Genomic DNA, 23227 nt, shown 5'->3' with positions numbered 1-23227 from the left:
CCTACAGCAAACCCGGCTATATTGATAAGGTATAAATTTATGCACACACGCGCTGTATATCCGGGCACATTTGACCCGATTACCAATGGCCATGCAGATTTAATTGACCGAGCAGCCAATATGTTTGCTCATGTAATAGTTGGAATTGCAGCAAATCCAAGTAAAAAGCCCTTGTTTAGCTTGCAAGAGCGCGTTGATTTAATTAAAGAAGTCACTGCCCATCTGCCAAATGTAGAGGTCATTGGTTTTGAAGGCTTGTTGGCTGACTTTGCTGATAGTCAAGGTGCAACAGTCCTAATACGTGGCTTACGCGCAGTGTCTGATTTTGAATATGAATTTCAATTAGCCAATATGAATCGTCGCTTAAACCCGAATTTAGAAAGTATTTTCTTAACGCCAGCGGAAGAAAACTCGTTTATCTCTTCTACCTTGGTTAAAGAAGTTGCTTTACATCGAGGCAAGGTCGACCAGTTTTGTCACACTGCGGTCCAGGCAGCCTTGAAAGAAAAACTACAGAAATAAATCAAAAGCGGTTTTCATTCACGCCGCAGTCGATCATTATCTCATTTTGCGCGCTGTCATAAGCGCGCAACACCCAACATTCATCAGAGGACCCATGGCTAAACGTTATTTATTTTACATATCTGAAAACTATGCATTTCAAATACTGCGCCCCATGCAAGACGAAATTCATAAACGTGGCGATACCGTCGCCTGGTTTGTAGAAGGAAATAACGTTAACCGAGAGTATTTTCAGCCTTTCGAGCAGCAACTTGCTAACATACAGGCTGTTATTGATTACCAACCTCTAGCAGTGTTTATTCCAGGTAACATGATCCCGTCGTTTATACCCGGCTTAAAAGTCTGCGTCCGTCATGGTTTTATTGGTTTTAAAACCAGAGTGAAAGATGGTTTGAATTATTCATTCATTATTCGTGATTGTTTCGATTTGCACTGTACACACGGCCCATCAATGACTGATACCTTTAAGCAGCTCGAGCAACAGCACCAGCACTTTAAGGTAGTGGAAACGGGCTTTTGTAAAATGGATCCCTTCTTCAACACGTCTGCTACGGTTCACAAAAAAGACGATCGCCCTGTGGTGTTATTTTCATCTACATTTTCCCCTAGAATGTCCCAAGCAGAAGCTTTACTGCCTACGATTCAACGCTTATCGCAAGATACAAAATGGCGCTGGTTGGTTACATTCCATCCTAAAATGGCACAAAGCACGGTGAGCGCATACAAAGCCGCACAGCATGAAAATTTAACCTTTATTGAAACCGATAACGCGATGCCATTGATGCTCGAGGCAGATCTAATGCTAGGAGATAACTCATCCATGTTGGTTGAGTTTTTAATGCTGAACAAACCCGTTGTAACCGTCAAAAACGAACATCCAAAACCACACCTGATTAACGTGACGGACCCATTAAAAATTGAAAACAGCATCGAATATGCGTTAACCCGCCCAGAAGAGTTGATGGGCAAAATAGCAGACTATGGGGCACAAACTCATCCATACCAGGATGGTCAATCCAGCGCCCGCATCCTTGATGCCACTGAAGATATGTTAACAAACCCACCTAACTTAAAGAAAAAGCCACTTAACTTAATTCGCCGCTTTAAAATGCGTAAAAAACTGGGTTACTGGCAATGGTAACGTAGCGTTAAACATAGAGGTATAATGCGCAATGTTATGCGCATTATTATCACCTAGGTTATTTTTGGCATTGTTCGCAGAAAAAGGTATTGCGCTGACCTAAAGTCACTGACTGTATCTCGCATTCACACACTTCACAGGCTTTGCCTTTACGTCCATATACACGCAGGTGCTGTGCAAAGTAACCAGGGCTGCCATCCGCTTGAGTAAAATCCTTTAACGTCGTTCCGCCTTGTTCTATGGCTTTTCTCAGCACTTGTTTAATGATAACGCCCAAGGCTAAATAGCTTTTTTTGCTGACCTGTTTGGCCGCTTTACGTGGATCAATACCCGCGATAAACAATGACTCATTGGCATAAATATTCCCTACGCCAACGACCACTTTGTTGTCCATAATGAAGTTTTTCACCGCGACACTCTTATTGCGCGATAAATCATACAAGCGGTGACCATCAAAATCATCGGTTAATGGCTCAGGTCCAAGGGCAGCAATCATTGCCATTTCTGGGCTATTCGCGTCTTGCCATAAACACGCTCCGAAACGCCTAGCATCGTTAAAACGCAGACATACGCCATTGGTTAATACGATATCGACGTGATCATGTTTGATAACGGGCGTATCAATGTTCACGACCCTGAGCTTACCCGACATACCCAAATGCAAAATGATGCTGCCTTTGGCCGTATCAATGAATAAATATTTGGCACGGCGGCGCACATTTTCTATCGTGAGTCCTTCGGCTAAATGTACATCTTCAGGCACCAGCCAACGCAGTTGCCTATGGCGCACAACAACTTGCTTAATCGGTTGACCAATTAAATGCGGACTAATGCCTAAACGGCTAACTTCGACTTCAGGTAACTCAGGCATGGGGGATATCCGTAATAAAAAGTTGTTGCCACGACATTTCAGTGACCTTATATGATTGCCCGCCTAGTGCGGGGTACTGTACTAGCATGTCAGCGCCGACCTGAAAGAATAAATAACGTCGTGGCTGACCCTCTCCTGCTAGCCATACATCCACGGTAACAGCGCCATTGATAGGCCCCTGAGCGACAGGCTCAAGTGTAGCCTGCTGCCAATGCGCCACCGCCTCGCTAAGCACTTGATTATCAACGCCCAGCCTACCTGGCAAGAGCCGCCAACCGCGCCCCACCCTCTCGATAGTAATCGACTCAGTTTCAATACTGGTGATCGTTGCGCCGCTGGGTATTAACCTAGCCAACATCGTATTGTCGTTACTCCCACCGGAAAAAAAATTCCCGCTAAGATTAAATATAATAATGAGCAGCAGCATGGAAACAATAAGCACATTATTCCACGCTCGTGACGTTAACCTGATCATGAAGCTATAAGCACTAGTATGAAAAACATGTGGGGATTATGGCACGTAAAAGACGTGAAGAAATAGACTCTTTGGCAGGATTTATAAGTATAACATTACGCAAAAAACCCGACAGATGCCGGGTTTTTCGGGAGACAAAACAAGTATTAATTACTTAATTTTGGCTTCTTTAAACAAAACGTGCTGACGTACTTTAGGATCAAACTTTTTGATCTCCATTTTGCCAGGCATGTTACGTTTGTTTTTATCTGTGGTGTAGTAAAAACCGGTACCCGCAGAAGACACTAACTTGATTTTATCACGCATAATCCGAGTTCCTTAAATTTTCACGCCATTAGCACGGATATCAGTCAATACTGAATCAATACCTTTTTTATCAATAATACGCATACCTTTAGCGGTTAAACGTAATTTCACGAAACGGTTTTCGCTTTCAACCCAAAAACGGTGGGTTTGTAGATTTGGCAAAAAACGACGACGAGTCGAGTTTTTAGCGTGTGAACGGTTGTTACCTACCGCTGGACGCTTGCCTGTCACTATACATACTTTGGACATCGTATTTGTCTCCAAACAATTCTAAAAATATTTAGCTCTGACAAGCATGCAAATACACGTGCCAGCTTTTAGCTATCAACAAGAGGGCGCATTTTATACAGCAAACAGCTAATTAATTCAACAATTAACTAATAAAAGCCTAGTCTTTTATTATATCGTGGGCAGCACGGTTCAAATTTTGTGCATTTAATGGAGCTTATTGCACCTCTTTTAACCTTGTTTTGGCTGTTATTTAGCCAAAAATGCAAACAAACTGTGAGATAGAAAATGTCACCTCTTGCTCACAATGCCCCCAAAGCAAATTCGCTTTCACAGCTACCTTGTTGCATTGTCTCATCAAACCCGTTGACCGCAAAGATATCTTCTTGCTAGCAGCATAGAATTTGAGAGCGAACCGTCATCAAGCGTTGCATACACGCTTACATAAGGCCGCGCTCAGCAAACGATACCGCAACGCCATCTCCGACCACTAGGTGATCCAGTACTTTGATATCCAGCAAGTTCATAGCGGCAATAATACGGGCGGTAATGTGCTCATCGGCCTGACTGGGCTCAGCAATGCCCGAAGGGTGATTGTGCGTTAATATCACGGCAGCGGCATTATCTTCTAACGCCTGCTTAACCAGTACCCTGGGGTAAACTGATGCGCTGTCTATGGTGCCAAAAAACATTTTGCGAAATTTTATTAATTGGTGCTGACTGTCAAGCAGCAGCATACCAAAAACCTCGTTCGGTTCGTCACGCAATTGAGCAATTAGAAAATGCTTGGTTTGCTGGGCGCTGTTGAACACGGTTTCACGCTGTAACTGCTCAGCAAAAAAACGCTGACTTAGTTCTATGGACGCCTGTAATTGAACAAATTTTGCTTGGCCGAGGCCCTTGGCTAAACAGAAATCCTGTTGGCTTGCAGCAATCAATCCCCGCAGGGATCCAAAGGTACTTAGCAAGTTGCGGGCTAAATCTACCGCGCTTAATCCTTTAATGCCCGTGCGTAAAAAGATTGCGAGTAATTCAGCGTCAGATAAAGCTGTTGGCCCTTGTGCTAATAATTTTTCTCGCGGTCTTTCATGGGCTGGCCATTCGGTTATTTTCATACATCCCTGACTGTTTAAGTGTTTCTTTTTTGCGCCTACAGCCCACACAAAATCGAAAATAAGTGGAAATTAAGCCTAGCAAAAGCGGTCTATTCCAGCCAATAATGACCATATAAAAATCGCAAGACAGCAAAATGATCCCTATGCAATTAATTCAGCAAAAGATACTCCTTGGTGTGACAGGCGGTATAGCGGCCTACAAAACACCTGATTTAGTTAGAAAATTAACTGCGCAGGGCGCACAAGTTCGCTGTGTCGTCAGTGCATCTGCAGCTGAGTTTGTTAGCCCCCTTGCTCTCCAAGCCGTCTCAGGTAACCCTGTGGGAGATGATTTACTCGACCGAAATGCCGAAGCCGCTATGGGACATATCGAATTAGCAAAATGGGCCGACAAGGTGCTTATTGCACCGGCGACCGCCAACTTTATGGCGAAACTCAGTCACGGCCTAGCGGATGATTTACTGTCAACGTTATGCCTTGCCACCAGCGCGCCTATTTTTATTGCCCCGGCAATGAACCAGCAGATGTGGCATGCTCCAGCGACGCAAAATAACGTACGGATCCTCGAAAATAGAGGTGTGCATATTCTCGGCCCCGCCCCAGGTGAGCAAGCCTGTGGAGATGTAGGCTTAGGACGTATGTTAGAGCCCGTCGACATCGTCAATATGTTAATGCAAAGTCCAATTGAGCCACTATTAGCAAACCGGCATATTGTCATTACCGCAGGGCCCACTCGTGAGGAAATTGACCCGGTTAGATTCATCAGCAACCACAGCTCAGGAAAAATGGGTTACGCCTTAGCCAAAGCCGCATTAGCACTTGGTGCCAAGGTTACATTGGTCTCTGGTCCGGTGAATTTATCTCCCCCTGCTGGCATTGAAGTGATAGACGTAGTGAGCGCCGAACAGATGCATCAGGCAGTTATGAAAGTGGTAGCTAATTGCGACATTTTCATCGGCTGTGCGGCAGTAGCAGATTACAAGCCACAACAAAAAACTCAGCAAAAGATTAAAAAGTCCAATTCGGAGTTAACGCTTACTTTTACTAAAAACCCTGATATTCTTAGTGATGTTGCCCATTTAGCTCAACCCCCTTTTACGGTTGGTTTTGCCGCTGAAACGCAAGACGTCGCTCATTACGCCCAAGATAAACTCAAACGTAAGAAACTCGACATGATAGCTGCAAACGACGTGTCGCAAGCAGGCTTAGGCTTTAACAGCGAAAAAAATGCACTCAATGTTTATTGGAATAATGGTGAAAAAAATCTCGGCGTTGCCGATAAGAGTCAGTTAGCGCTAACGTTAATGACGCTCGTCGCACAGCGCCACACTGAGAAAATGTCGTCAATAAAATAAGGACAATCTCTTTAGATAACACCACACAGAGATTACGTTAGGATAGATAATGGCTATAGACAAAAAAAATAAATCGCCGTGCCCAAATATTGCAAGCACTCGCCAGTATGTTACAAACCAACCCAGGTCAGCGTATCACCACAGCTAAGTTGGCGGCGCACGTGGGTGTATCAGAGGCAGCACTCTACCGCCACTTTCCCAGTAAAGCGCGTATGTTTGAAGGCTTGATTGAATTTATTGAGGAGACGTTATTCTCTCGTATCAATAAAATTATTAGCGAAGAGAAAGACTCTACAACCCGCTGCCAACTCATTTTACGCCTGATCCTGGGTTTTGCTGAAAAAAACCCCGGCATAACCCGTATTTTAAACGGTGATGCCTTAATGGGTGAACAAGACCGGCTGAGAGATCGTATTGCACAATTATTTGAGCGTTTAGAAACCCAATTAAAACAGGTACTTAGAGAGCGTAAATTACGCGAGGGGAAATCCCTGCCAGCGGAAGAAGCCGTCATTGCTAATTTCTTGATTTGCTACGCTGACGGGCGCATCAATCAGTTTATTCGCAGCAAATTTACCCGTCGCCCTACCGAAGATTTCAACGAACAATGGCAGCTAATCAATACCCAATTTTTTTTGAATTAATTCACAATACTTCAACCAACAAAAAAGCCAGTTTAGTAGACTAAACTGACTTTTTTATTGTCGTTAATCTACTTGTTTAGATGGCTGTTTTCTCACTCGCTACCCAACGCTTGATTTTTTGTTCAAGAATATTCAGCGGTACTGGCCCATCTTTTAATATTTGCGCATGAAAACCGCGAATATCAAATTGTTCACCCAGTTCTTTATGAGCCCATTCCCTAAGCTCCATGATTTTCAGTTTACCAATCATATAAGCCGTTGCCTGTCCCGGCATAGCAATATAGCGCTCAATCGCTTTAACCGAGTCATTTTTGGGGTTCGGCGTATTTTCAAGCAAATAATTGATTGCTTGCTCACGACTCCATTTCTTACTGTGTATGCCAGTATCTACCACCAATCGGCAAGCACGCCATAATTCCATAGCTAAACGGCCAAAATCAGAATAAGGGTCTTGATAGAATCCCATGTCCTTGGCGAGCTCTTCGGTATAAAGCCCCCAACCTTCTGTGTAGGCAGTGAAAGAACTGTATTTTTGGAACTCAGGAATACCCTCCAGCTCCTGAGCAATAGCGCGCTGCATATGATGCCCAGGAATGCCCTCATGATAAGCCAAAGCTTCCATTTGATAGGTAGGCATATCATTCATATCGTACAAGTTGGCGTAATAAACACCAGGACGAGAGCCGTCTTTAGCCGGGCTTTGATAAAACGCCTTACCTGCTGATTGCTCACGAAACGGTTCAACGCGCTTCACCATCATTTCAGCTTGTGGAATAAGACTAAAATATTCAGGCAACTTCCCGCGCATAGTATCGATCAGTGCTTTTGCTTCAGTTAAATAAGCATCACGGCCTTCATCAGTATTGGCATAGTAAAACTGCTTATCACTACGCATGAATTCAAAGAATTCTTGTAAGCTACCCTCAAAATTAACTTTTTGCATGATCCCACGCATAGCTTGATGAATTCGCTCAACATTTTTTAAACCAATGCGGTGTACTTCATCAGCTGTAAGATCGGTCGTGGTAAACCAAGCGAGACGGTTTTGGTACCATTTTTTACCGTCGGGCAAACGCCATACACCATCCCCTTCAGGCGTTAAATCTCGTTGCACTGCCAATTCACTGATCAGTGATTGGTAAGCAGGCTGAACTGACTCAAGCAGGGCGGATTGTGCAGCGCTGAGCAATGCTTCCCGTTGCGCTTGGCTAATCTCTAATTTTGCCACCTTGCCTTTAAAATCATCCCAAATACTGGAATCATCCTCGCCTTGGGTAAAAGGCGCTCCTGCAATCACATTTTTAGAGGCTTGCAGCATTTGATCATAAGACCATTTAGGCGGGAATACGCCCAACTTTTGACGAATGCGCATCTGCGCTATCACTTGTTTAAATAACCCGTCAACCCCCTGTAAACGGCTGATGTAAGCCTTGGCTTCTTCTTCATTGGTGACCCGGTGCACGTTGATAAGAAAGCTAGGCACCATGGTGTGATAGGCGCTGAACTGATCCATGATATAGGTATGGTGACGAAATTTATCATTCGCCAATTGACGCTCAAGTGATACTTTATTTAACCCCAAGCTGACATTTTCTTCGACGCTCAATTTACTCGCATCAAAGCTGGCGAGTGCGTTAAGCTGTTGCAGAGCAAGGTCGCGGCTTTCATCTTGAAACGCATCGCTAATATTATCCCATTTACCATAATCCCACTTATAACCTAAGTAACTTTGAAATAACGGTGAACGATGTAAACGTTGCTGAAAATTATCAGCAACGAATGCCGCTAAGCGTGCCGATTCAGTTTGCGCAAGTTGCTGAGGTTTAGCCTGAGTTTGACTGGTCACGTTAGCTTGGGTGTGCGCTTGTACATGCAAAGACGAGAAGGTCATCGATGTAGCGGCTAACGAAAGGGCAAGAATAGATAATTTCATTTCGGCTCCGTGTTATTTTTATAATTTAGTGTTGATGAGTTAATGCAGTATGTCTTTAATATGCTTGTGGTTACTTGTTTACCAACAAGCAATAAGATGCGGGCAAAGCTCACTTGCCCACATACTGATTTACTGCCTGCCTTCTCACTCGCTGATCAGCGGATTTTCAACCTTATTTGGAAAAGGTATCACCAAAAAAGTCGCCTTCATTCCAGCTAGAACGCTTTGCCTGATTGGCTAAGGTCAAACCAATGTAATAATTGACTTCCGCGAATTTCGTCGCCGCTTTCCAGTTAAATGGCTGATTAAAATCATCACCGGGTTTGTGATAATTGGTGGCAAGAAACTCGCCAAATTTTTTGCTGCCATCAACCGCAGGATCAGCCGATTGTAGACCCGGCACTAAAAATACTGACGGCACACCTTGTTTCACGAAGCTGTAATGATCTGAGCGAGTAAACAATGCTTGGTCTGGCCAAGGATCTGGGCTCAGGGTTAACCCAATTTTCTGGGCCGCGAGGCTAACAGACTCTTTTAAATCACTGTGATCAGCGCCAAACGCAATAACATCGTTAAATTCATAAGTCAGGATCGGCATGTCTAAATTAACGTTGGCGACCATGGCACCTTTTGGCACCGTCGGGTTTTGTGCAAAATAGTCTGAACCTAATAATCCCTTCTCTTCAGCGGTTACCGCCACAAACAAGATAGAGCGCTTAGGACGCTGTGGCATTTGACTAAACAAACGCGCGGTCTCAAGTAATATCGAGGTGCCCGAGGCGTTATCCATCGCACCATTGTTGATTTTGTCTTTCTTAACGGTTTTAGCGATACCTATGTGATCAGAATGAGCCGAGTAAACAATATATTCGTTTTTCAAGGTAGGGTCTGAGCCTTCCAAAATAGCGACTACGTTAGGGCTACTAATGGTTTCATGTTCGCTACGTTTACTGAAATCAATACTGACAGGTAAAGCGAAACCTTTAGGTGATTTATCTTCTTCAAGTAATTGATAGATCTGCTCTAAATTCATATCCGCGTTGGCAAACAAAATTTCAGCGGCTTCTTTGCTCAAATAAGCACTATTTTTAAGGCTCGGATAAATATTAGCTGGCTGACCGCTTGTGTCTAACCAGCGCACGGTAGGGGTATGAATGTAATTCAGTAGGTTCTGATACGGGCGTACTTTCTCCGCCGTAGGTGTAGTGATGGTTATATAACCTATGGCCCCATGCTCTGCTGCATGGCGTTTCTTTTCATTGGTTGAACCAAAATGCGCGCCTTCTTCACTTGGGAAAGAAGCTGGCTTACCGGACAACACCACTACGACTTTACCGTTAACGTCTAAATCCGCGTAATCATCGTGCTTAAGCTCTGGGGCAATAATGCCATAACCAGCAAAAACCAGTTGGCCTTTAACGCTTGCCAGTTCACTGACAGGACTGGCACTGGTGATGTACTGCTTAGGATATGCTAAATCAACTTTCCCCTTGGCTGTTTCAAGCACAAGCGAAGGAGAAGATTGCTCAAGCGAGGCCTGCCTAAACGGCGCGCGTTGTAAAAAACCACCATCATCACCCGCAGGTTTAAGACCGTAGCCCTCTAGTTCACTAGCAATATACAAAGAGGCAATTTCATGGCCACGAGACCCCGTGTCACGACCTTCTAATAAGTCATCGGATAAAAAACGTAGATGGGATTTAATTCGCTCAGCATCAGCGTGAATATTTTGTTTTGCCGGGGGGTCTTGTAGTGCATTTTGATTAGCGGACTGGCAACCAGCGAGCATCAGCCCAGCTGAAAGCATCCCTAAATACATGATTTGGCGCATTTTTGTTCCTTTCTATCGGTGCGTTTATATTATTTTATTAACAGATTGACGAGCTCTGTGGGCGTTCGCAAGCTTAAAGACCTAATTAGCGCTGACTCTGCTGTTAGCTAAATTGTACGGCATAGCGAATGGCAAACAAAACCCATTGGGCTCAATGGCACGTTTTAGCGGATCACTTAACGCTTAAATCAAGGTATATAGTGCAATATTGATAATCTTGTTTATGCCTTGCTCGACTTATAGGGCTTGGTGATACGCATAAGACTGGTTAGACTGCAGCACTTTTATTTTCCAAATTTTAATTAAAGCATTATGTCGAATAACACCTCATTGTTTAGAATTCAATTTATCGCGAACGGTGTTCGCTACGAACTATACGTACGCGAACTCTGTCAAGGTAGCCTGTTTGGTTTTATCGAAATTGGCGATTTCGTATGGGACAACCACTCGAGTGTAGTTGTAGACCCCAGCCATGAAAAACTCAAAACTGAGTTCGCTGATGTCACCACAACGTACATTCCTATGCATAATGTATTACGCATCGATGAAGTCAAAAAACAAGGTAGCGCCAAAATAAGCGAATTATCTGATAAGGTAACCGCTTTCCCCAGTCCGATTTATACCCCGAAGAAGTAGATAGTTTAGATAGATTGCAAGCGCCATGGTTAGCGGGTATCGCCCATAAATCCGCCTTAAGGAGAAACTCATGTGGAAACGTCGTATTTTACTGTGCACCCTATTCATAGGTATCTGTGGCCATGTGCTGGCTGCTGATAAGTCATCAGAACCACGGAAACTCAGTGCCTTGCTTGAGCAAATCTGGCAATACCAATTGTCGGTTGATCCTATAAAAGCCACTCGCTATCAGAACAACCGTTACAACGATAGATTAAAAGACTTTTCAGTTGAGGCGTTAGAAGCCGATTATCAGCAAAATCAACAATTTCTCACCCGCCTACTGACAATCAGTGATGACCAGCTAAACCACCAGCAGAAAATCAGTAAATTGATGCAGCAACGCGAATTACAAAATGATATCGATTTGTATCGTTTCAACGCACACTATATGCCCATCACATCAGAGTCAGGCTTCTATAGTGCGTTGGCTTTTTTACCCGCATCCGCTCCATTTAAAACGGAACAAGATTATCAAGATTACCTCGCACGCTTAGCCCAATTTCCTCGTTATTTTGAGCAACAAATTGCCTGGATGAAAAAAGGCATTGAAACGCGGCGTCTGCAGCCCAAAGTCGTGCTAGTTGGATTTGAAGAGAGCATTAAAAAGTTTGTCACCAAAGACCCCCATGACAGTCAATTTTTTGCTCCTTTTACGCGTCTGAAAGATTCAGGTTTTAGTCCTGCTCAACAAGCTCGTTTGTATACGCAAGGCGAAGCCGCCATTGATCAAAGTGTTTTACCTGCTTATCAAGCATTTTATGATTTTTTAGTCGCAGAATATATTCCCAGTGCCAAACAAAACATTGCCGCGAGTACCTGGCAAAACGGCGCAACGTTTTATCAAAATCGCAGCAACTATTACACCAGCACCACCTTGGATGTAGCAGACATCCATCAAACTGGCTTGTCAGAGGTAAAACGCATTCGCAGTGAAATGCAAAGCGTACTCGATACCCTTAATTTCGAAGGCGACATTAATCAGTTCATTCAACATTTGCGTACTTCCCCTGAATTTTATGCCAAAAGTGCCGACGAGCTGCTAATGCGCGCCTCATACATAGCTAAACGTATCGATGCCACGCTGCCTCAGTTATTTTATACCCTGCCACGTATTCCCTACGGCGTCGCACCGGTGCCAGATAACATCGCGCCTAAGTACACCACAGGCCGTTATATTTCCCCTACCAGAGACGATCAGCCTGGTTACTATTGGGTTAACACCTATGCGTTAGACAAACGCCCCTTGTATGCCTTACCCGCATTGACTTTACATGAAGCGGTTCCGGGCCATCACTTACAAATATCTCTGGCTAGTGAAATGCAAGACTTGCCACCCGTGCGCCGGTATACCTACATATCTGCATTCGGCGAAGGTTGGGGTTTGTATTCTGAATACTTAGGCAAAGAGGTAGGTATTTACACCACACCTTACGAAGAGTTTGGTCGTTTAAGCTACGAAATGTGGCGCGCGTGCCGTTTGGTGGTCGATACTGGCATGCATATGCAAGGCTGGTCTCGCCAGCAGGCCATTGATTATATGCTAGAAAACACCGCATTATCCGAACATAACGTCACCACAGAAGTAGACCGCTACATTTCATGGCCAGCCCAAGCCTTGTCGTACAAAATTGGCGAGTTGACGATTAAACAGTTGCGCCAAAAAGCTGAAAAAGCCCTCGGGAATACGTTTGATTTACGCGCCTTTCACGATGCGGTACTCGCCTACGGCTCAGTGCCTTTATCTATTTTAGAGCAGAATATCGATACGTTTATTGCGGAAAATAGTTAAGATAGAATTTCATAAGAGATTACTTTTAATTTTGAGAAAATAAAATTCGGAATTTCTAACGCCCTTTAAAGGGCAGATAATAGTTTGCTAAGATTGTGAAGCGGAGCCGAGCCAACTATTTAGTTCCGTTTAAATTGAATTGTTAGAAGGTGTATGCATTCGAGAAATCGTACTAGCACCAACCAAGCAACAACCTTAAAAGTGAATTGTCTAGCTATCGCTAATCACTTTTACTTGATTAACTCATCGAGTTGATAGGTTTTTATTATAAAACCCAGAACAGTTAATTGCTCAGGGCTTTTTGCTAGTAAACAACTCTCTATGGTGGCACCAATTCCCGTTTGAGTTCACTTTAGGAGATAAATAACGTCAGTAAGTAATGACATGGATATCGTTACTAAGCGAGGTATTAACCACGAATGGCCAGTCTGAGCTGGTGCGAACAGAAGTTATTTGCTGGACAAGTTTAGAAAACGGTACGGGCTGACTTCTCTCTCGTGCTCGGACAGATACTCCAATATTTGCATCATAGTTCCAATCTAGGGTGCCTTCCAAAGCTTTAAATATGGGCCGCGCGTTGTTTGCGCGCCCCTGCCATAATTTGTTTGTTATACATTACCTACTTGCACTCTATTCTGTTTTAGGCCAGTTCCATGCATACCAAACCGTAGAAATTGAAAGTAATACTTCAATAGCCGTCAGATATAAATAGAAGCCCCATGTAGTTTCTAGGTTTACCGCAACAAGAAGGGCTACGTATAAAGTAGGTATGATTATATTTAACCAGCGATTAATATTCGGCTTTAACACTAGAGTAAAAAATATCATTACACTGGGGATAGACATGAGTAGAGCAACTGCAAAGAATTCTAATTGAATCCCCTCCTTATCTGATGTGACTTCCATCGCTTCGGCTAAAACGCCGGGTACATAAACTTCAATATAATCACCATATACATAGCAAAACATAACCGCTATCCAAAGAGAGGATATGATTAGCTTTACGTTGATTGGGAAGTCTTGAAAAACACTTTTTGAATTATTAGCCGAACTCATTTTAAACTCCCTTTTCGAGCAATGTAATCGTGGTAGAGCGACCCATCACTGAGCCGACCCCACACAGATCCGGACGTGCGGAATTACCACATCCGGCTCTTCAGTTATATATTCACCCGTGTAAATCACTCTCACTTTAATACCAGTCAACATGGATAACTCTTTTGCTAACTTGTAGCTTCTGTATTTGGAAATACTCTAGCATCTTCTTGAAATTACTCCAGTTGTAACTTCGACGGCCACTGCGTCGGTTGAGCCATTTGTACAAACTATGTAACACATAATTGTACAGTTTGCTCACACTGCGGCTGTTGTCGGGCAGTCCGAAGTAATTTCTGAACCCGGTCAGTTTACGTTTCAATTGAGGCAGCCAAATCGCTAGCTTCTGCGAACGTTTAGCTTTAATGAAGTGGTAAAATTCGCTGAGGCTGGCTTGCTGCTTTTTACTTGCAGTTCGCCGCCGTAACCTCGGTTTACCCTTCACATCAATCCCCCAATAAAACGCAAAGCCTAAGAAGAAAAACTGACGCTTGCGACTTGGATAGAATCGACTGAACCGCAACAGGCTAGTCTTTTCAGGCGCAGTATCGAGTTTGAACTTCTTCAGCCGTTTGGGCAGCACACGGTAAAACCGCTCAGCATCGTTGGCATACTGAAACGCGCACACAAAATCGTCGGCGTAGCGGATCAGCATTGCTCTGCCTTTCATGCGAGGTTTTACTTTCTTCTCAAACCACAAATCCAGTGCATAGTGCAGGTAGATATTGGCCAGTACAGGGCTGATGATGCCGCCCTGTGGTGTGCCGCTTTGTGGTTTGTGTTAATCCCCTTCGGGGGTTTTTATCCGTGCTTTTAACCATTGCCCGATTAGGCTAAAAAGTGCTTTATCATCGATACGTTGCTTAAGCATCTCCATCAGCCAGTCATGATCTAGATTGTCGAAAAAGCCTTTGATATCTGCCTCAACAATATATCCATAACCTTTAAACTGAAGGTTCAACACCACGCTATGTACTGCTTGATGTGCACCCTTGTGCGGCCGGTAACCATAGCTGTTTGGCAAGAAACCCGCTTCCCAGATACTTTGCAGTATCTGGCTCACGCTTTGCTGCACCAGTTTGTCATCGACCGTTGGCAGTCCTAGTGGGCGCTGCTTGCCATTACTCTTGGGGATGAAGACCTGTTTGATGTCATTCGCTCGATAGCGCCTGGCTTTCAGTGCGAGACGTAAGCGGGTGAGGTTTTCCACAAGCGCTTGCTGGTATGTCGGCACCGTAATGCCATCAATACCCGGGGCCACTCGTTTATTCAGTTGCTCCCAGCTTTGATACAGTAAGTCATCACCTAGTAATCCATATAGGTTTTGAAATCTGTGACTGGGGTGGGTTTGTGATTTAAATTTGATGGCGTTTAGTTCGGTTGTCATAGTGATCCCAGCCCCACTTTGTCCGGCCTATGTGTCTGCTAAACACCTGATACAACTGCTTGCCCCTTCGTGTCTTTAAAAACCAGATAACCAAAATTGAGAATAAAATCGTCGCGCTCATAGGATCCTGTCCAGATTATCAAGCAAAGAACTGCATCTTACAGAACATGAAAGGCATTGGAAAAATAGCTTCCGCTTCCATCATCAGTAACTTGCCAGAGTTGGGTTACATGACCAACAAACAAGCCTCTGCGCTAGTCGGTGTAGCCCCCATGAATCGAGAAAGTGGGCGCTATAAAGGACGGCGGAAAATACAAGGAGGCAGGCATCAAGTCAGAACCGTTTTATACATGGCGATGATGTCAGCGATACAAAGTAATCCTGTATTTAAGGGAACATATCAACGATTAGTCGCAGCAGGTAAACCTAAGAAAGTCGCCATTATCGCCTGCATTAGAAAGATGGTCGTTATCTTAAATTCGATGCTCAAAGACGGGGTAATGTGGGAAGCGCCAAAGGCTACAAATTAGCTATTAACGCCATAGTCTCTTGTTATATTTTTATTGTTTAGCTAAAGCTGATTTTACAATAGCAAAGCCGATAATCCCTAAAATAGCTCCAGTAACTTTATCAATGTAATAAGCTAGTTTGGTAAATTTACTACGTACTTTGGGTGTTGAAAGAAGAAAGATAATTGATAGATCCCATAAAAAGACTATAGCGGTCATCCAAATACCTAAACCTAGCTTGAAAGCCAAACCAACGTCAGGAGTTAGTACAACAGTAAATAAACTAAGATAAAACAATAAGTTTTTTGGATTTAATATTCCAGACATAAACCCAGTAATGAATTCCTTAAAAAAAGTAGCTTTAATCTTATTAGAGTGAGAGTGTTCAGCTATATCCAAGTTTTCGTACGAGCTTTTACTAGCGCGTAAAGCCTGTACAGCAAGATAAATTAGAAATAGCCCTCCGATAACTTTAAGCACAATCATGACGGTAACAGAAGCAGCTAAAATAGAACCCACTCCAATCAAACACAATCCAATATACAAAGCGTTTGCTGATGCAATACCTAAAGCAACACCAATAGCATTTTTACCTTCATTACGTATTGCGCTTTTAACAACTAATACAAAGTCAGGCCCTGGACTTAACAACGCAAGAAAATGCGCTATTGCTACTGTTACGAAGATACCAAATAAATTTACATCCATACGAAAATCCTTTTATTAATTGAGAAATGCGAGAAGCATAGATTAAAAATATAACAAATTATTAGTGAGGCCTTGCAAGCTACATTACCTTGTAAGGTAGGAAGGGGCTATGTAAAGGCGCGTAAATAATGATCAAAAAATCCTACCCTCGCAAATTTAAAGCTGATTAACCTCTTGAGCCCTATGTTCTAAGCTTTAGCTGCCTGTAACAAAGCTGAAAACTCATTTTCATTCACTGGCATGATCGACAACCTATGGCCTTTTTTGACTAAGCCCACTTCGTTTATCTCAGCCATGGTTTTGATTTTTTTCAGCGCTAATACAGCGGGGAACTTTTCGATGAACTTTACATCGACCATCACCCAACGCGGGTTGTCAGTGGTTGATTTAGGATCGTAATAATGACTTTCTGGGTCGAACTGAGTGTGATCAGGGTAAGCTTCTTTAACCACTTCAGCTAAACCCGCGATCCCTACCTCCTTGCAGCTTGAATGATAAATAAAGACCTTATCGCCTAATTTTACTTGGTCACGTAAAAAGTTACGCGCTTGGTAATTACGTATACCGTCCCAGTGCTCTGTTTGCTTTGCTCGGGTGGCTAAATCGTCAATGCTAAAGGCATCGGGCTCTGTCTTGAATAACCAATATTGCATGTGAATTCACTTATCATCAGCGCGAAAGAGCAATTATCCTCAGTCATCTATGTATTTCAAGCTTAACTTGGTAACCCCGACTCCCTGCTCTATTTAGACATATAACAATAATTATACGTTGAATCAGATACATCCGTAATCTTACCTTTGCTGACTATGTGTAGAGCTTGCATATCAATACGCGTCGAATATACTGTATCTATATACAGTATAGGTGATGTATGAAACCCACTATAGATGGACTCAAAAATAAACGCTTACTTTGGCAAGCTAGCCAGGTAGGCGCTGCGCAAAAAACACTTCCTAGTGGTTTTGAAGTGTTAGATAAACACTTGCAAGGTGGCTTGCCTGAGCAGGGCGTAGTGGATGTCAGTACCGCTATCGGCATTGGAGAGTTACGTTTATTGCTACCCAGCTTTGTATTACGTCAACAAAGTAGTGAGAGGCTTTTAGTTTTTATTGCCCCGCCAGTTCACTTGAACGGCCCTATGCTGTTAAAACTAGGCTTTGACTTAAGTCGTATCCTTATTATCGAACCGCAAAATGCTAAAGACGCTTTATGGTCAGCTGAGCAATGTTTAAAAAGTGGCTGTTGTGATGGGTTGTTTCTTTGGCAGCAATCTTTAGCAATACATCAAGCAAAGCGACTGCAGTTTGCTGCGGAAACAGGTGGTGCGCTCAGCATCATTGTACGCCAGAAAACAAATGAGCATTTTTCATTGCCCGTTTCATTAACGATGAATTTCACAGCTGCTCCCGAAGGCATCAATGTCACGGTGACTAAACGTAAAGGCGGCAGTCACAGTGAGCCCTTTGTCGTCAATATGGTGAAGGTGTGGCCGGAATTAACACATCGATTATCTACAGAAAACGTTCTACCACTGGCCACTATCCATAGTCTGACCGGTTAATATTTGCTATGCATTCTTTGTGGTTATATCTACATTTTCCTAACTTACAACTGGACTCCTATGCCATTGAAGAGCCAGATGCGTCTCTTCCTCGGGTGATCTTAGACTCTCACAGCGGCATAGTGCAGCTAAATCAAGCTGCACGACATGTAGGCATCAAGACGCATATGAGTTTAGGCACAGCAGCGGCTTTACATCGAGATTTACAGGTGCTGCCTTCTAGTCCCAAAATAGAAAAACAACAGCTCAATCTTATTGCGCAACGGCTATATTTAATCGCCTCTGATATCTGTTTTTTTAGCCCTCAAGGGTTATTGCTCAGAGTACATAACATGCTGCGTTTATACGGTAGCTTAGACGCACTTTGGGGTATGATAAAAAAGCAGCTTGCCCCCCTCAATGTTGACTTTTTTTATGCATCTGGTCATTCGCCTTTAGCAGCTAAGTTATTAGCGTTAAGAGGATGGAATAAAGTCACCGAGCAACATGACGTAATACTCACGGCCCTCAAAAAAGTTGATTTAACCGTTACCGACTTAACCGCAAAAGATGTGGGTAAGCTCAACAGCGTTGGAGTAAAAACGGTGGAGCAATTATTCGCGATTCCGTTTGGCGAGCTGGCTAAACGTTTTGAATCTCACGTCATCACTTATCTAGGTCAACTTAGAGGTGAGTTTAACCACCCAGTAGAATTTTTTCATCCCGTAGAACATTTCCAACAGCACATTGAACTGCTATATGAGATTGAACGCAGTGATGTATTACTGCGACCGATTCAACACCTGCTGACTAGTTTAGAAAGTTTTTTATTGCTCAGAGACGAACTCACCCAACAACTACACCTCACCCTTTATCAACGAGGCAAAGATCCCTTAGAAGTTCACATCGGGTCTCAACAAGGTGAGTACAGAGCAAAACACTGGTCAGCTCTACTTACTCTCAGGTTTGAGAGTTTAATATTGAATGCACCGATTGTTGCAATACAACTAGCTACTGGCAAAACCTTTGTGCGCTGTCCTGACAAGCATGACCTATTTTTGGGCAAACAAGGAGCCGTTTCACGCTTACAGTTGGTTTCATTGCTGAGCGCAAAATTAGGTGAGAATGCCCTATTCAGTCCCAGTACGGTGAATGATTACCGCCCTGAATGCGCATCACAATACACATCGGCATTGGAAATAAAAGAATCTCATCCTGAGTATCATCAATCATTACGCCCAAGTTTATTGTTACCGGTTCCGGTTATTTTGTGTGAAGCTGTATCTATCATGCATGGCCCTGAGCGGATAAGTACAGGTTGGTGGGATCATCATCCTATAGTGAGAGACTACTTTATCGCGATGAGTCAAAATGGTCAGTGGTTTTGGGTATTTAAAACCCCTGAAAAACAGTGGTTCCTACATGGTATCTTCAGCTAATGGATAAGGGAACCTCCACCCAATATGCTGAGTTATTTTGCCAAAGTAATTTTAGCTTTTTACACGCAGCATCACATCCACAAGAGTTAATTTCCCAAGCTGATCTCTTAGGTTATCAAGCACTTGCTATCACTGATGAATGTAGCGTTGCAGGGATAGTACGCGCTTACTCAGAAATAAAAGAAAAACGCCTTAACATCAAGCTTATCGTTGGCAGCTTGTTTCATTTTAATGACGAATTACAACTCATTTTACTGTGCCCCACTCACGCAGCATATTCCGAGTTATGTCGCATTATCACTAATGCTCGTAAGCGCGCTGAAAAAGGTAGTTATCATATTGAATTATGGGATTTGAAAACGGCGAAAAATTGCCTTGCCATTTGGATCCCAAAGGGTGAAAAAGCACTAGATAATCACTGGGCAAACTGGTTATTAAAGCATTATAGCAATCGACTATGGATAGGGTATCAGCGACACCTCACTTGCGGGGAGCAAGATTATCTAAGCCATTGTGAAGCCTTACAACGTACATTCAATATTCCCATCACGGCATGTGGTGGCATATTAATGCATGATCCCGACCGATACGAATTACTTTGCGTTCTAAAATCCATACATCATGTTAAAAATATAGAACATATAGTCGATAAAATCCCACAAAATATTGAACGTTCGCTACGTTCGATGACTAAATTACAGCGCTTATACCCAGCGGATTGGCTTGCGGAAAGCGTTCATATTGCCCGCTTGTGTACCTTTAATATGAATGAACTCAGTTACCAATACCCTGCTGAATTAATCCCATTCGGCTCAACGGCAACGGGACATTTGCGTAAATTGGTTAAGGCAGGAATGAATATTCGCTTTCCTAACGGTGTTGCTTTTGCTATCAAGCGGATCATAGCAAAAGAACTAAAACTGATAGAATTACTTAAGTATGAGTTTTTCTTTCTGACTATTTCAGACATTGTGCAATTCGCTAAAGTACAAAATATTCTTTATCAGGGACGTGGCTCCGCAGCCAATTCAGTGGTCTGTTATTGCTTAGAAATCACCGCCGTTGACCCTAGGCAAATATCTGTCTTGTTTGAGCGATTTATTTCTAAAGAACGCAATGAACCACCTGATATTGATGTGGATTTTGAACATGAACGTCGCGAAGAAATCATTCAATATATTTACAATAAGTATGGACGTGAGCGAACTGCAATCGCAGCCACGGTGATCTGCTATCGCCAAAAAAGTGCAATTCGTGATGTGGGTAAGGCATTAGGTATTCATGAGTCTCAACTCGACTTTTTTATAAAAAATATTAATCGTCGAGATAAAGCACTTAATTGGCAAGCACAAATTACAGAGCTCGGGTTAGACCCGAGCTCTGGCAAAGGTAAGCATTTCATCCACCTAGTAAATGAGATTAAAGGCTTTCCCCGTCACTTATCCCAACATGTTGGCGGCTTTGTGATCTCAGCCAACCCACTCTATCAACTCGTGCCTATTGAAAATGCCTCTATGGCTGAACGTAGTGTCATTCAGTGGGACAAAGATGACTTAGAAAGCTTGGGGCTACTCAAAGTAGATGTACTGGCGCTGGGTATGTTAACCGCCATTCGTAAGAGCTTTGACTTGATTGTGAAACATCAAAATAAAGTCATTTCCATTGCCGATATTACCAGGCTACCAAGTGATCCTGACGTATATGACATGATCCAACGTGCAGATACTGTGGGTGTATTTCAAATTGAATCACGCGCGCAAATGACTATGTTGCCTAGGCTTCGCCCTAAATGTTTTTACGACTTGGTCATTCAAATTGCAATTGTAAGACCAGGACCCATTCAAGGTGACATGGTGCATCCATTTCTAAAACGTCGTGATGGACTAGAGCCGGTAGAATATCCATCGAAGGAAGTCGAAGCGGTTTTATCACGCACCATGGGCGTGCCCATATTCCAAGAGCAAGTCATCAAAATTGCGATGGTGGCCGCAGGCTTTAGCGGCGGCGAAGCGGATCAATTACGTAGAGCAATGGCTAGCTGGAAGAAAACCGGCGAGCTGATTAAATTTAAAGATAAGTTGATTAAGGGCATGTTGAGCCGTGGTTACAAAAGTCAGTTCGCCGAACAGCTATATAAGCAAATATGTGGCTTTGGCGAATACGGATTTCCTGAATCACATTCTGCCTCTTTTTCTGTGCTGGCTTATGTATCGTCTTGGGTAAAGTACTATTACCCTGAATGTTTTTACTGTGGCCTGCTTAATAGTTGGCCTATGGGGTTTTATACTCCTGATCAGTTAATTCAAGATGCAAAGCGACATCACGTTAAGATACTACCGCTGTGCATTAACTTGTCTAGTTATGATCATGTACTTGAAAGTATCCATGGAAAACAGGCTATACGCTTAGGAATAAGACTAGTAAAAGGGGTTTCTCGTAAAGAAATTGAACGGCTAGTCGAAAGCCGGCCTCAAGAGGGGTTTAAAAATTTAAATCAATTAAAAGATTTTTCATTTAACCGAGGTCATTTAGAGGCGCTCGCCAGTGCGAATGCATTTCAAGCAATAAGTGATAATAGATACACCACAAAATGGTTACTTATGAATAGTGAACCTGATTTGCCACTATTTACGCAACTGTCTTTAGCGGGCGATTTCACTCCTGACGCGCCAACTACACTCAATACCGTATTAGAGGATTATCGCACTACAGGCCTGAGTTTAGCCTTGCATCCAATCCGCATATTAGCTGATGCCAACTTATTAGGTCGTTACACCCCAGCAGCACACCTAAAAAATATACAGCATAAAACAGTAATCTCAGTGGCAGGACTTGTTAAAGGCAGACAAAGTCCAGGAACCGCCGCAGGCGTAACTTTTATTACACTTGAGGATGATACGGGCAATAGCAACGTAATTGTTTGGCAAGCAACGGCTAGGGCGCAGCAACAAGCTTATTTACAGGCAAAAATATTAAAAGTTCAGGGTATTTTAGAACGAGGGGATGGTGGTGTTACCCATATTATCGCCAGGCGTTTAGAGGATCTGAGTCATCTATTTTCAGAGCTGGAAACTCGCTCAAGGGATTTTCATTAATATCAGCGAAGAACTCTCCCTTTAAATGGGACCCTTAAAGAATATCCATAACTTAAGATAAAAAATAGTTGTGTACCGATAGGTCAACTGCTGACCTAAAGCTATCGAACATAGAGTATTGAAGGCTGAGAGAATCACAGTGACAAAGAAGCATGAACTAGAGCCAGCTACAAGGAAGACAGCCTGAGTAGTCGATGATATGACGGTAGCGCATAGGATATCGCGCTGCACGCGTTGGGTAGACTTTCGCCAGCGAAGCTTGCCTAAGGCCTAATATTATTGAATTACAAATGCAAAAAAGGGCTACCCCGGTCGCCGCGCGATTGAGGATAGCCCTTCTTCTAAATGGGAGTCTGGCAGTGTCTTCCACCAACCGCGTTGTCTCGTATCGGATGCCGAGCATGGGGTGAAAGCGGGGCTTTTAGGAACCTAGATCCTGCCGCTTGAACTACCTGAGCTCTGCGAAGGGCTGGGAATCCACTTTGTGAAGGTTTGCTGCTGAGTCGCTTTTGCGCGGCAGCGCTTTAGGATGACGCCACCTTAGTAGTCGGACTTAAGCTACC

20 protein-coding genes and 2 pseudogenes are annotated in these 23227 nt (G+C 43.3%); 10 read left to right on the top strand and 12 right to left on the bottom strand.

Going from position 1 to position 23227, the window contains the following annotated elements:
- The first annotated feature begins 39 nt into the window (after positions 1-39).
- Together coaD and GPLA_RS22565 are read left to right on the top strand one after the other, a co-directional pair.
- Complete coding sequence (gene coaD, locus GPLA_RS22570) at positions 40-522, top strand: pantetheine-phosphate adenylyltransferase (protein ID WP_007107356.1); 483 nt, start codon at positions 40-42, stop codon at positions 520-522.
- A 94-nt stretch (positions 523-616) separates the two neighbouring features.
- Positions 617-1663 carry a CDP-glycerol--poly(glycerophosphate) glycerophosphotransferase gene (locus tag GPLA_RS22565; RefSeq protein ID WP_007107355.1) on the top strand — a complete coding sequence of 349 codons (1047 nt, stop codon included), beginning with the start codon at positions 617-619 and terminating at the stop codon, positions 1661-1663.
- Between the two features lie 58 nt (positions 1664-1721).
- Here the strand turns inward: GPLA_RS22565 and mutM are convergent, their stop codons facing one another.
- The 5 genes from mutM to radC form a co-directional block, all read right to left on the bottom strand.
- Positions 1722-2534, bottom strand: coding sequence for a bifunctional DNA-formamidopyrimidine glycosylase/DNA-(apurinic or apyrimidinic site) lyase (gene mutM / locus GPLA_RS22560; protein WP_007107354.1), 813 nt, complete (start codon positions 2532-2534; stop codon positions 1722-1724).
- The gene (locus tag GPLA_RS22555) at positions 2527-2976 is read right to left on the bottom strand and encodes a hypothetical protein (RefSeq protein WP_226993179.1); all 450 of its coding nucleotides are present in this window, start codon (positions 2974-2976) and stop codon (positions 2527-2529) included. Before GPLA_RS22555 ends, mutM begins: the two co-directional genes overlap by 8 nt.
- 183 nt (positions 2977-3159) lie before the next feature.
- A complete protein-coding gene (gene rpmG, locus GPLA_RS22550) occupies positions 3160-3315 on the bottom strand; it encodes a 50S ribosomal protein L33 (protein ID WP_006993456.1) in 156 nt (51 codons plus the stop codon).
- A 12-nt stretch (positions 3316-3327) separates the two neighbouring features.
- On the bottom strand, positions 3328-3564 hold the full coding sequence (rpmB, locus tag GPLA_RS22545; RefSeq protein ID WP_007107352.1) for a 50S ribosomal protein L28: 237 nt from the start codon (positions 3562-3564) through the stop codon (positions 3328-3330).
- 419 nt (positions 3565-3983) lie between these two features.
- Complete coding sequence (gene radC / locus GPLA_RS22540) at positions 3984-4658, bottom strand: RadC family protein (RefSeq protein WP_007107351.1); 675 nt, start codon at positions 4656-4658, stop codon at positions 3984-3986.
- Positions 4659-4801: 143 nt separating this feature from the next.
- Between radC and coaBC the strand changes: the two genes are divergently transcribed.
- Positions 4802-6013, top strand: coding sequence for a bifunctional phosphopantothenoylcysteine decarboxylase/phosphopantothenate--cysteine ligase CoaBC (gene coaBC / locus GPLA_RS22535; RefSeq protein WP_007107350.1), 1212 nt, complete (start codon positions 4802-4804; stop codon positions 6011-6013).
- Between the two features lie 68 nt (positions 6014-6081).
- Positions 6082-6657, top strand: coding sequence for a nucleoid occlusion factor SlmA (gene slmA, locus GPLA_RS22530; protein WP_040515777.1), 576 nt, complete (start codon positions 6082-6084; stop codon positions 6655-6657).
- A 76-nt stretch (positions 6658-6733) separates the two neighbouring features.
- Here slmA and GPLA_RS22525 read toward each other — a convergent pair whose 3' ends face one another.
- Together GPLA_RS22525 and GPLA_RS22520 are read right to left on the bottom strand one after the other, a co-directional pair.
- Entirely contained in the window at positions 6734-8590 is a 1857-nt protein-coding gene (locus tag GPLA_RS22525; protein ID WP_007107348.1) for a DUF885 domain-containing protein, read from the bottom strand.
- A gap of 172 nt (positions 8591-8762) precedes the next feature.
- Positions 8763-10421, bottom strand: coding sequence for a M28 family metallopeptidase (locus tag GPLA_RS22520; protein ID WP_007107347.1), 1659 nt, complete (start codon positions 10419-10421; stop codon positions 8763-8765).
- 312 nt (positions 10422-10733) lie between these two features.
- Here GPLA_RS22520 and GPLA_RS22515 point away from each other — a divergent pair, with 312 nt between their 5' ends.
- Together GPLA_RS22515 and GPLA_RS22510 are read left to right on the top strand one after the other, a co-directional pair.
- Complete coding sequence (locus GPLA_RS22515) at positions 10734-11057, top strand: DUF1820 family protein (RefSeq protein ID WP_040515775.1); 324 nt, start codon at positions 10734-10736, stop codon at positions 11055-11057.
- A 70-nt stretch (positions 11058-11127) separates the two neighbouring features.
- Positions 11128-12888: a DUF885 domain-containing protein gene (locus GPLA_RS22510; RefSeq protein ID WP_007107345.1), complete on the top strand. Its 1761-nt coding sequence runs from the start codon at positions 11128-11130 to the stop codon at positions 12886-12888.
- A 630-nt stretch (positions 12889-13518) separates the two neighbouring features.
- On the opposite strand, the gene GPLA_RS22505 is transcribed toward GPLA_RS22510, so the two are convergent.
- The 3 genes and pseudogenes from GPLA_RS22505 to ltrA form a co-directional block, all read right to left on the bottom strand.
- Entirely contained in the window at positions 13519-13944 is a 426-nt protein-coding gene (locus GPLA_RS22505; RefSeq protein ID WP_007107344.1) for a DUF6326 family protein, read from the bottom strand.
- A gap of 136 nt (positions 13945-14080) precedes the next feature.
- On the bottom strand, positions 14081-14428 hold the full coding sequence (locus GPLA_RS24165; protein WP_226993180.1) for a group II intron maturase-specific domain-containing protein: 348 nt from the start codon (positions 14426-14428) through the stop codon (positions 14081-14083).
- A 30-nt stretch (positions 14429-14458) separates the two neighbouring features.
- Positions 14459-15370: pseudogene (gene ltrA / locus GPLA_RS22500) on the bottom strand (group II intron reverse transcriptase/maturase); the annotation flags it as partial.
- Between the two features lie 65 nt (positions 15371-15435).
- Between ltrA and GPLA_RS22495 the strand changes: the two are divergent.
- A pseudogene (locus tag GPLA_RS22495) lies at positions 15436-15900 on the top strand (transposase); the annotation flags it as partial.
- A gap of 30 nt (positions 15901-15930) precedes the next feature.
- On the opposite strand, the gene GPLA_RS22490 reads toward GPLA_RS22495, so the two are convergent.
- Together GPLA_RS22490 and GPLA_RS22485 are read right to left on the bottom strand one after the other, a co-directional pair.
- Positions 15931-16587: a LysE family translocator gene (locus GPLA_RS22490; protein WP_007107342.1), complete on the bottom strand. Its 657-nt coding sequence runs from the start codon at positions 16585-16587 to the stop codon at positions 15931-15933.
- Between the two features lie 188 nt (positions 16588-16775).
- Positions 16776-17240, bottom strand: coding sequence for an EVE domain-containing protein (locus tag GPLA_RS22485; protein ID WP_007107341.1), 465 nt, complete (start codon positions 17238-17240; stop codon positions 16776-16778).
- Positions 17241-17461: 221 nt separating this feature from the next.
- On the opposite strand from GPLA_RS22485, the gene imuA reads away from it, so the two are divergent.
- The 3 genes from imuA to GPLA_RS22470 are packed head-to-tail and all read left to right on the top strand — an operon-like array spanning position 17462 to position 22664.
- Positions 17462-18151 (top strand): translesion DNA synthesis-associated protein ImuA, encoded by a 690-nt coding sequence (gene imuA / locus GPLA_RS22480; protein ID WP_007107340.1) that lies wholly within the window; start codon positions 17462-17464, stop codon positions 18149-18151.
- Positions 18152-18159: 8 nt separating this feature from the next.
- A complete protein-coding gene (locus GPLA_RS22475; protein WP_007107339.1) occupies positions 18160-19569 on the top strand; it encodes a Y-family DNA polymerase in 1410 nt (469 codons plus the stop codon).
- A complete protein-coding gene (locus GPLA_RS22470; RefSeq protein ID WP_007107338.1) occupies positions 19569-22664 on the top strand; it encodes an error-prone DNA polymerase in 3096 nt (1031 codons plus the stop codon). Before GPLA_RS22475 ends, GPLA_RS22470 begins: the two co-directional genes overlap by 1 nt.
- Positions 22665-23227 lie beyond the last annotated feature (563 nt).

The organism is Paraglaciecola polaris LMG 21857 (assembly GCF_000315055.1).
Classification (GTDB): Bacteria; Pseudomonadota; Gammaproteobacteria; order Enterobacterales; family Alteromonadaceae; genus Paraglaciecola; species Paraglaciecola polaris.
Note: the sequence above shows the minus strand (reverse complement) of the source record. Positions and strands in the feature narration are given on the sequence as shown.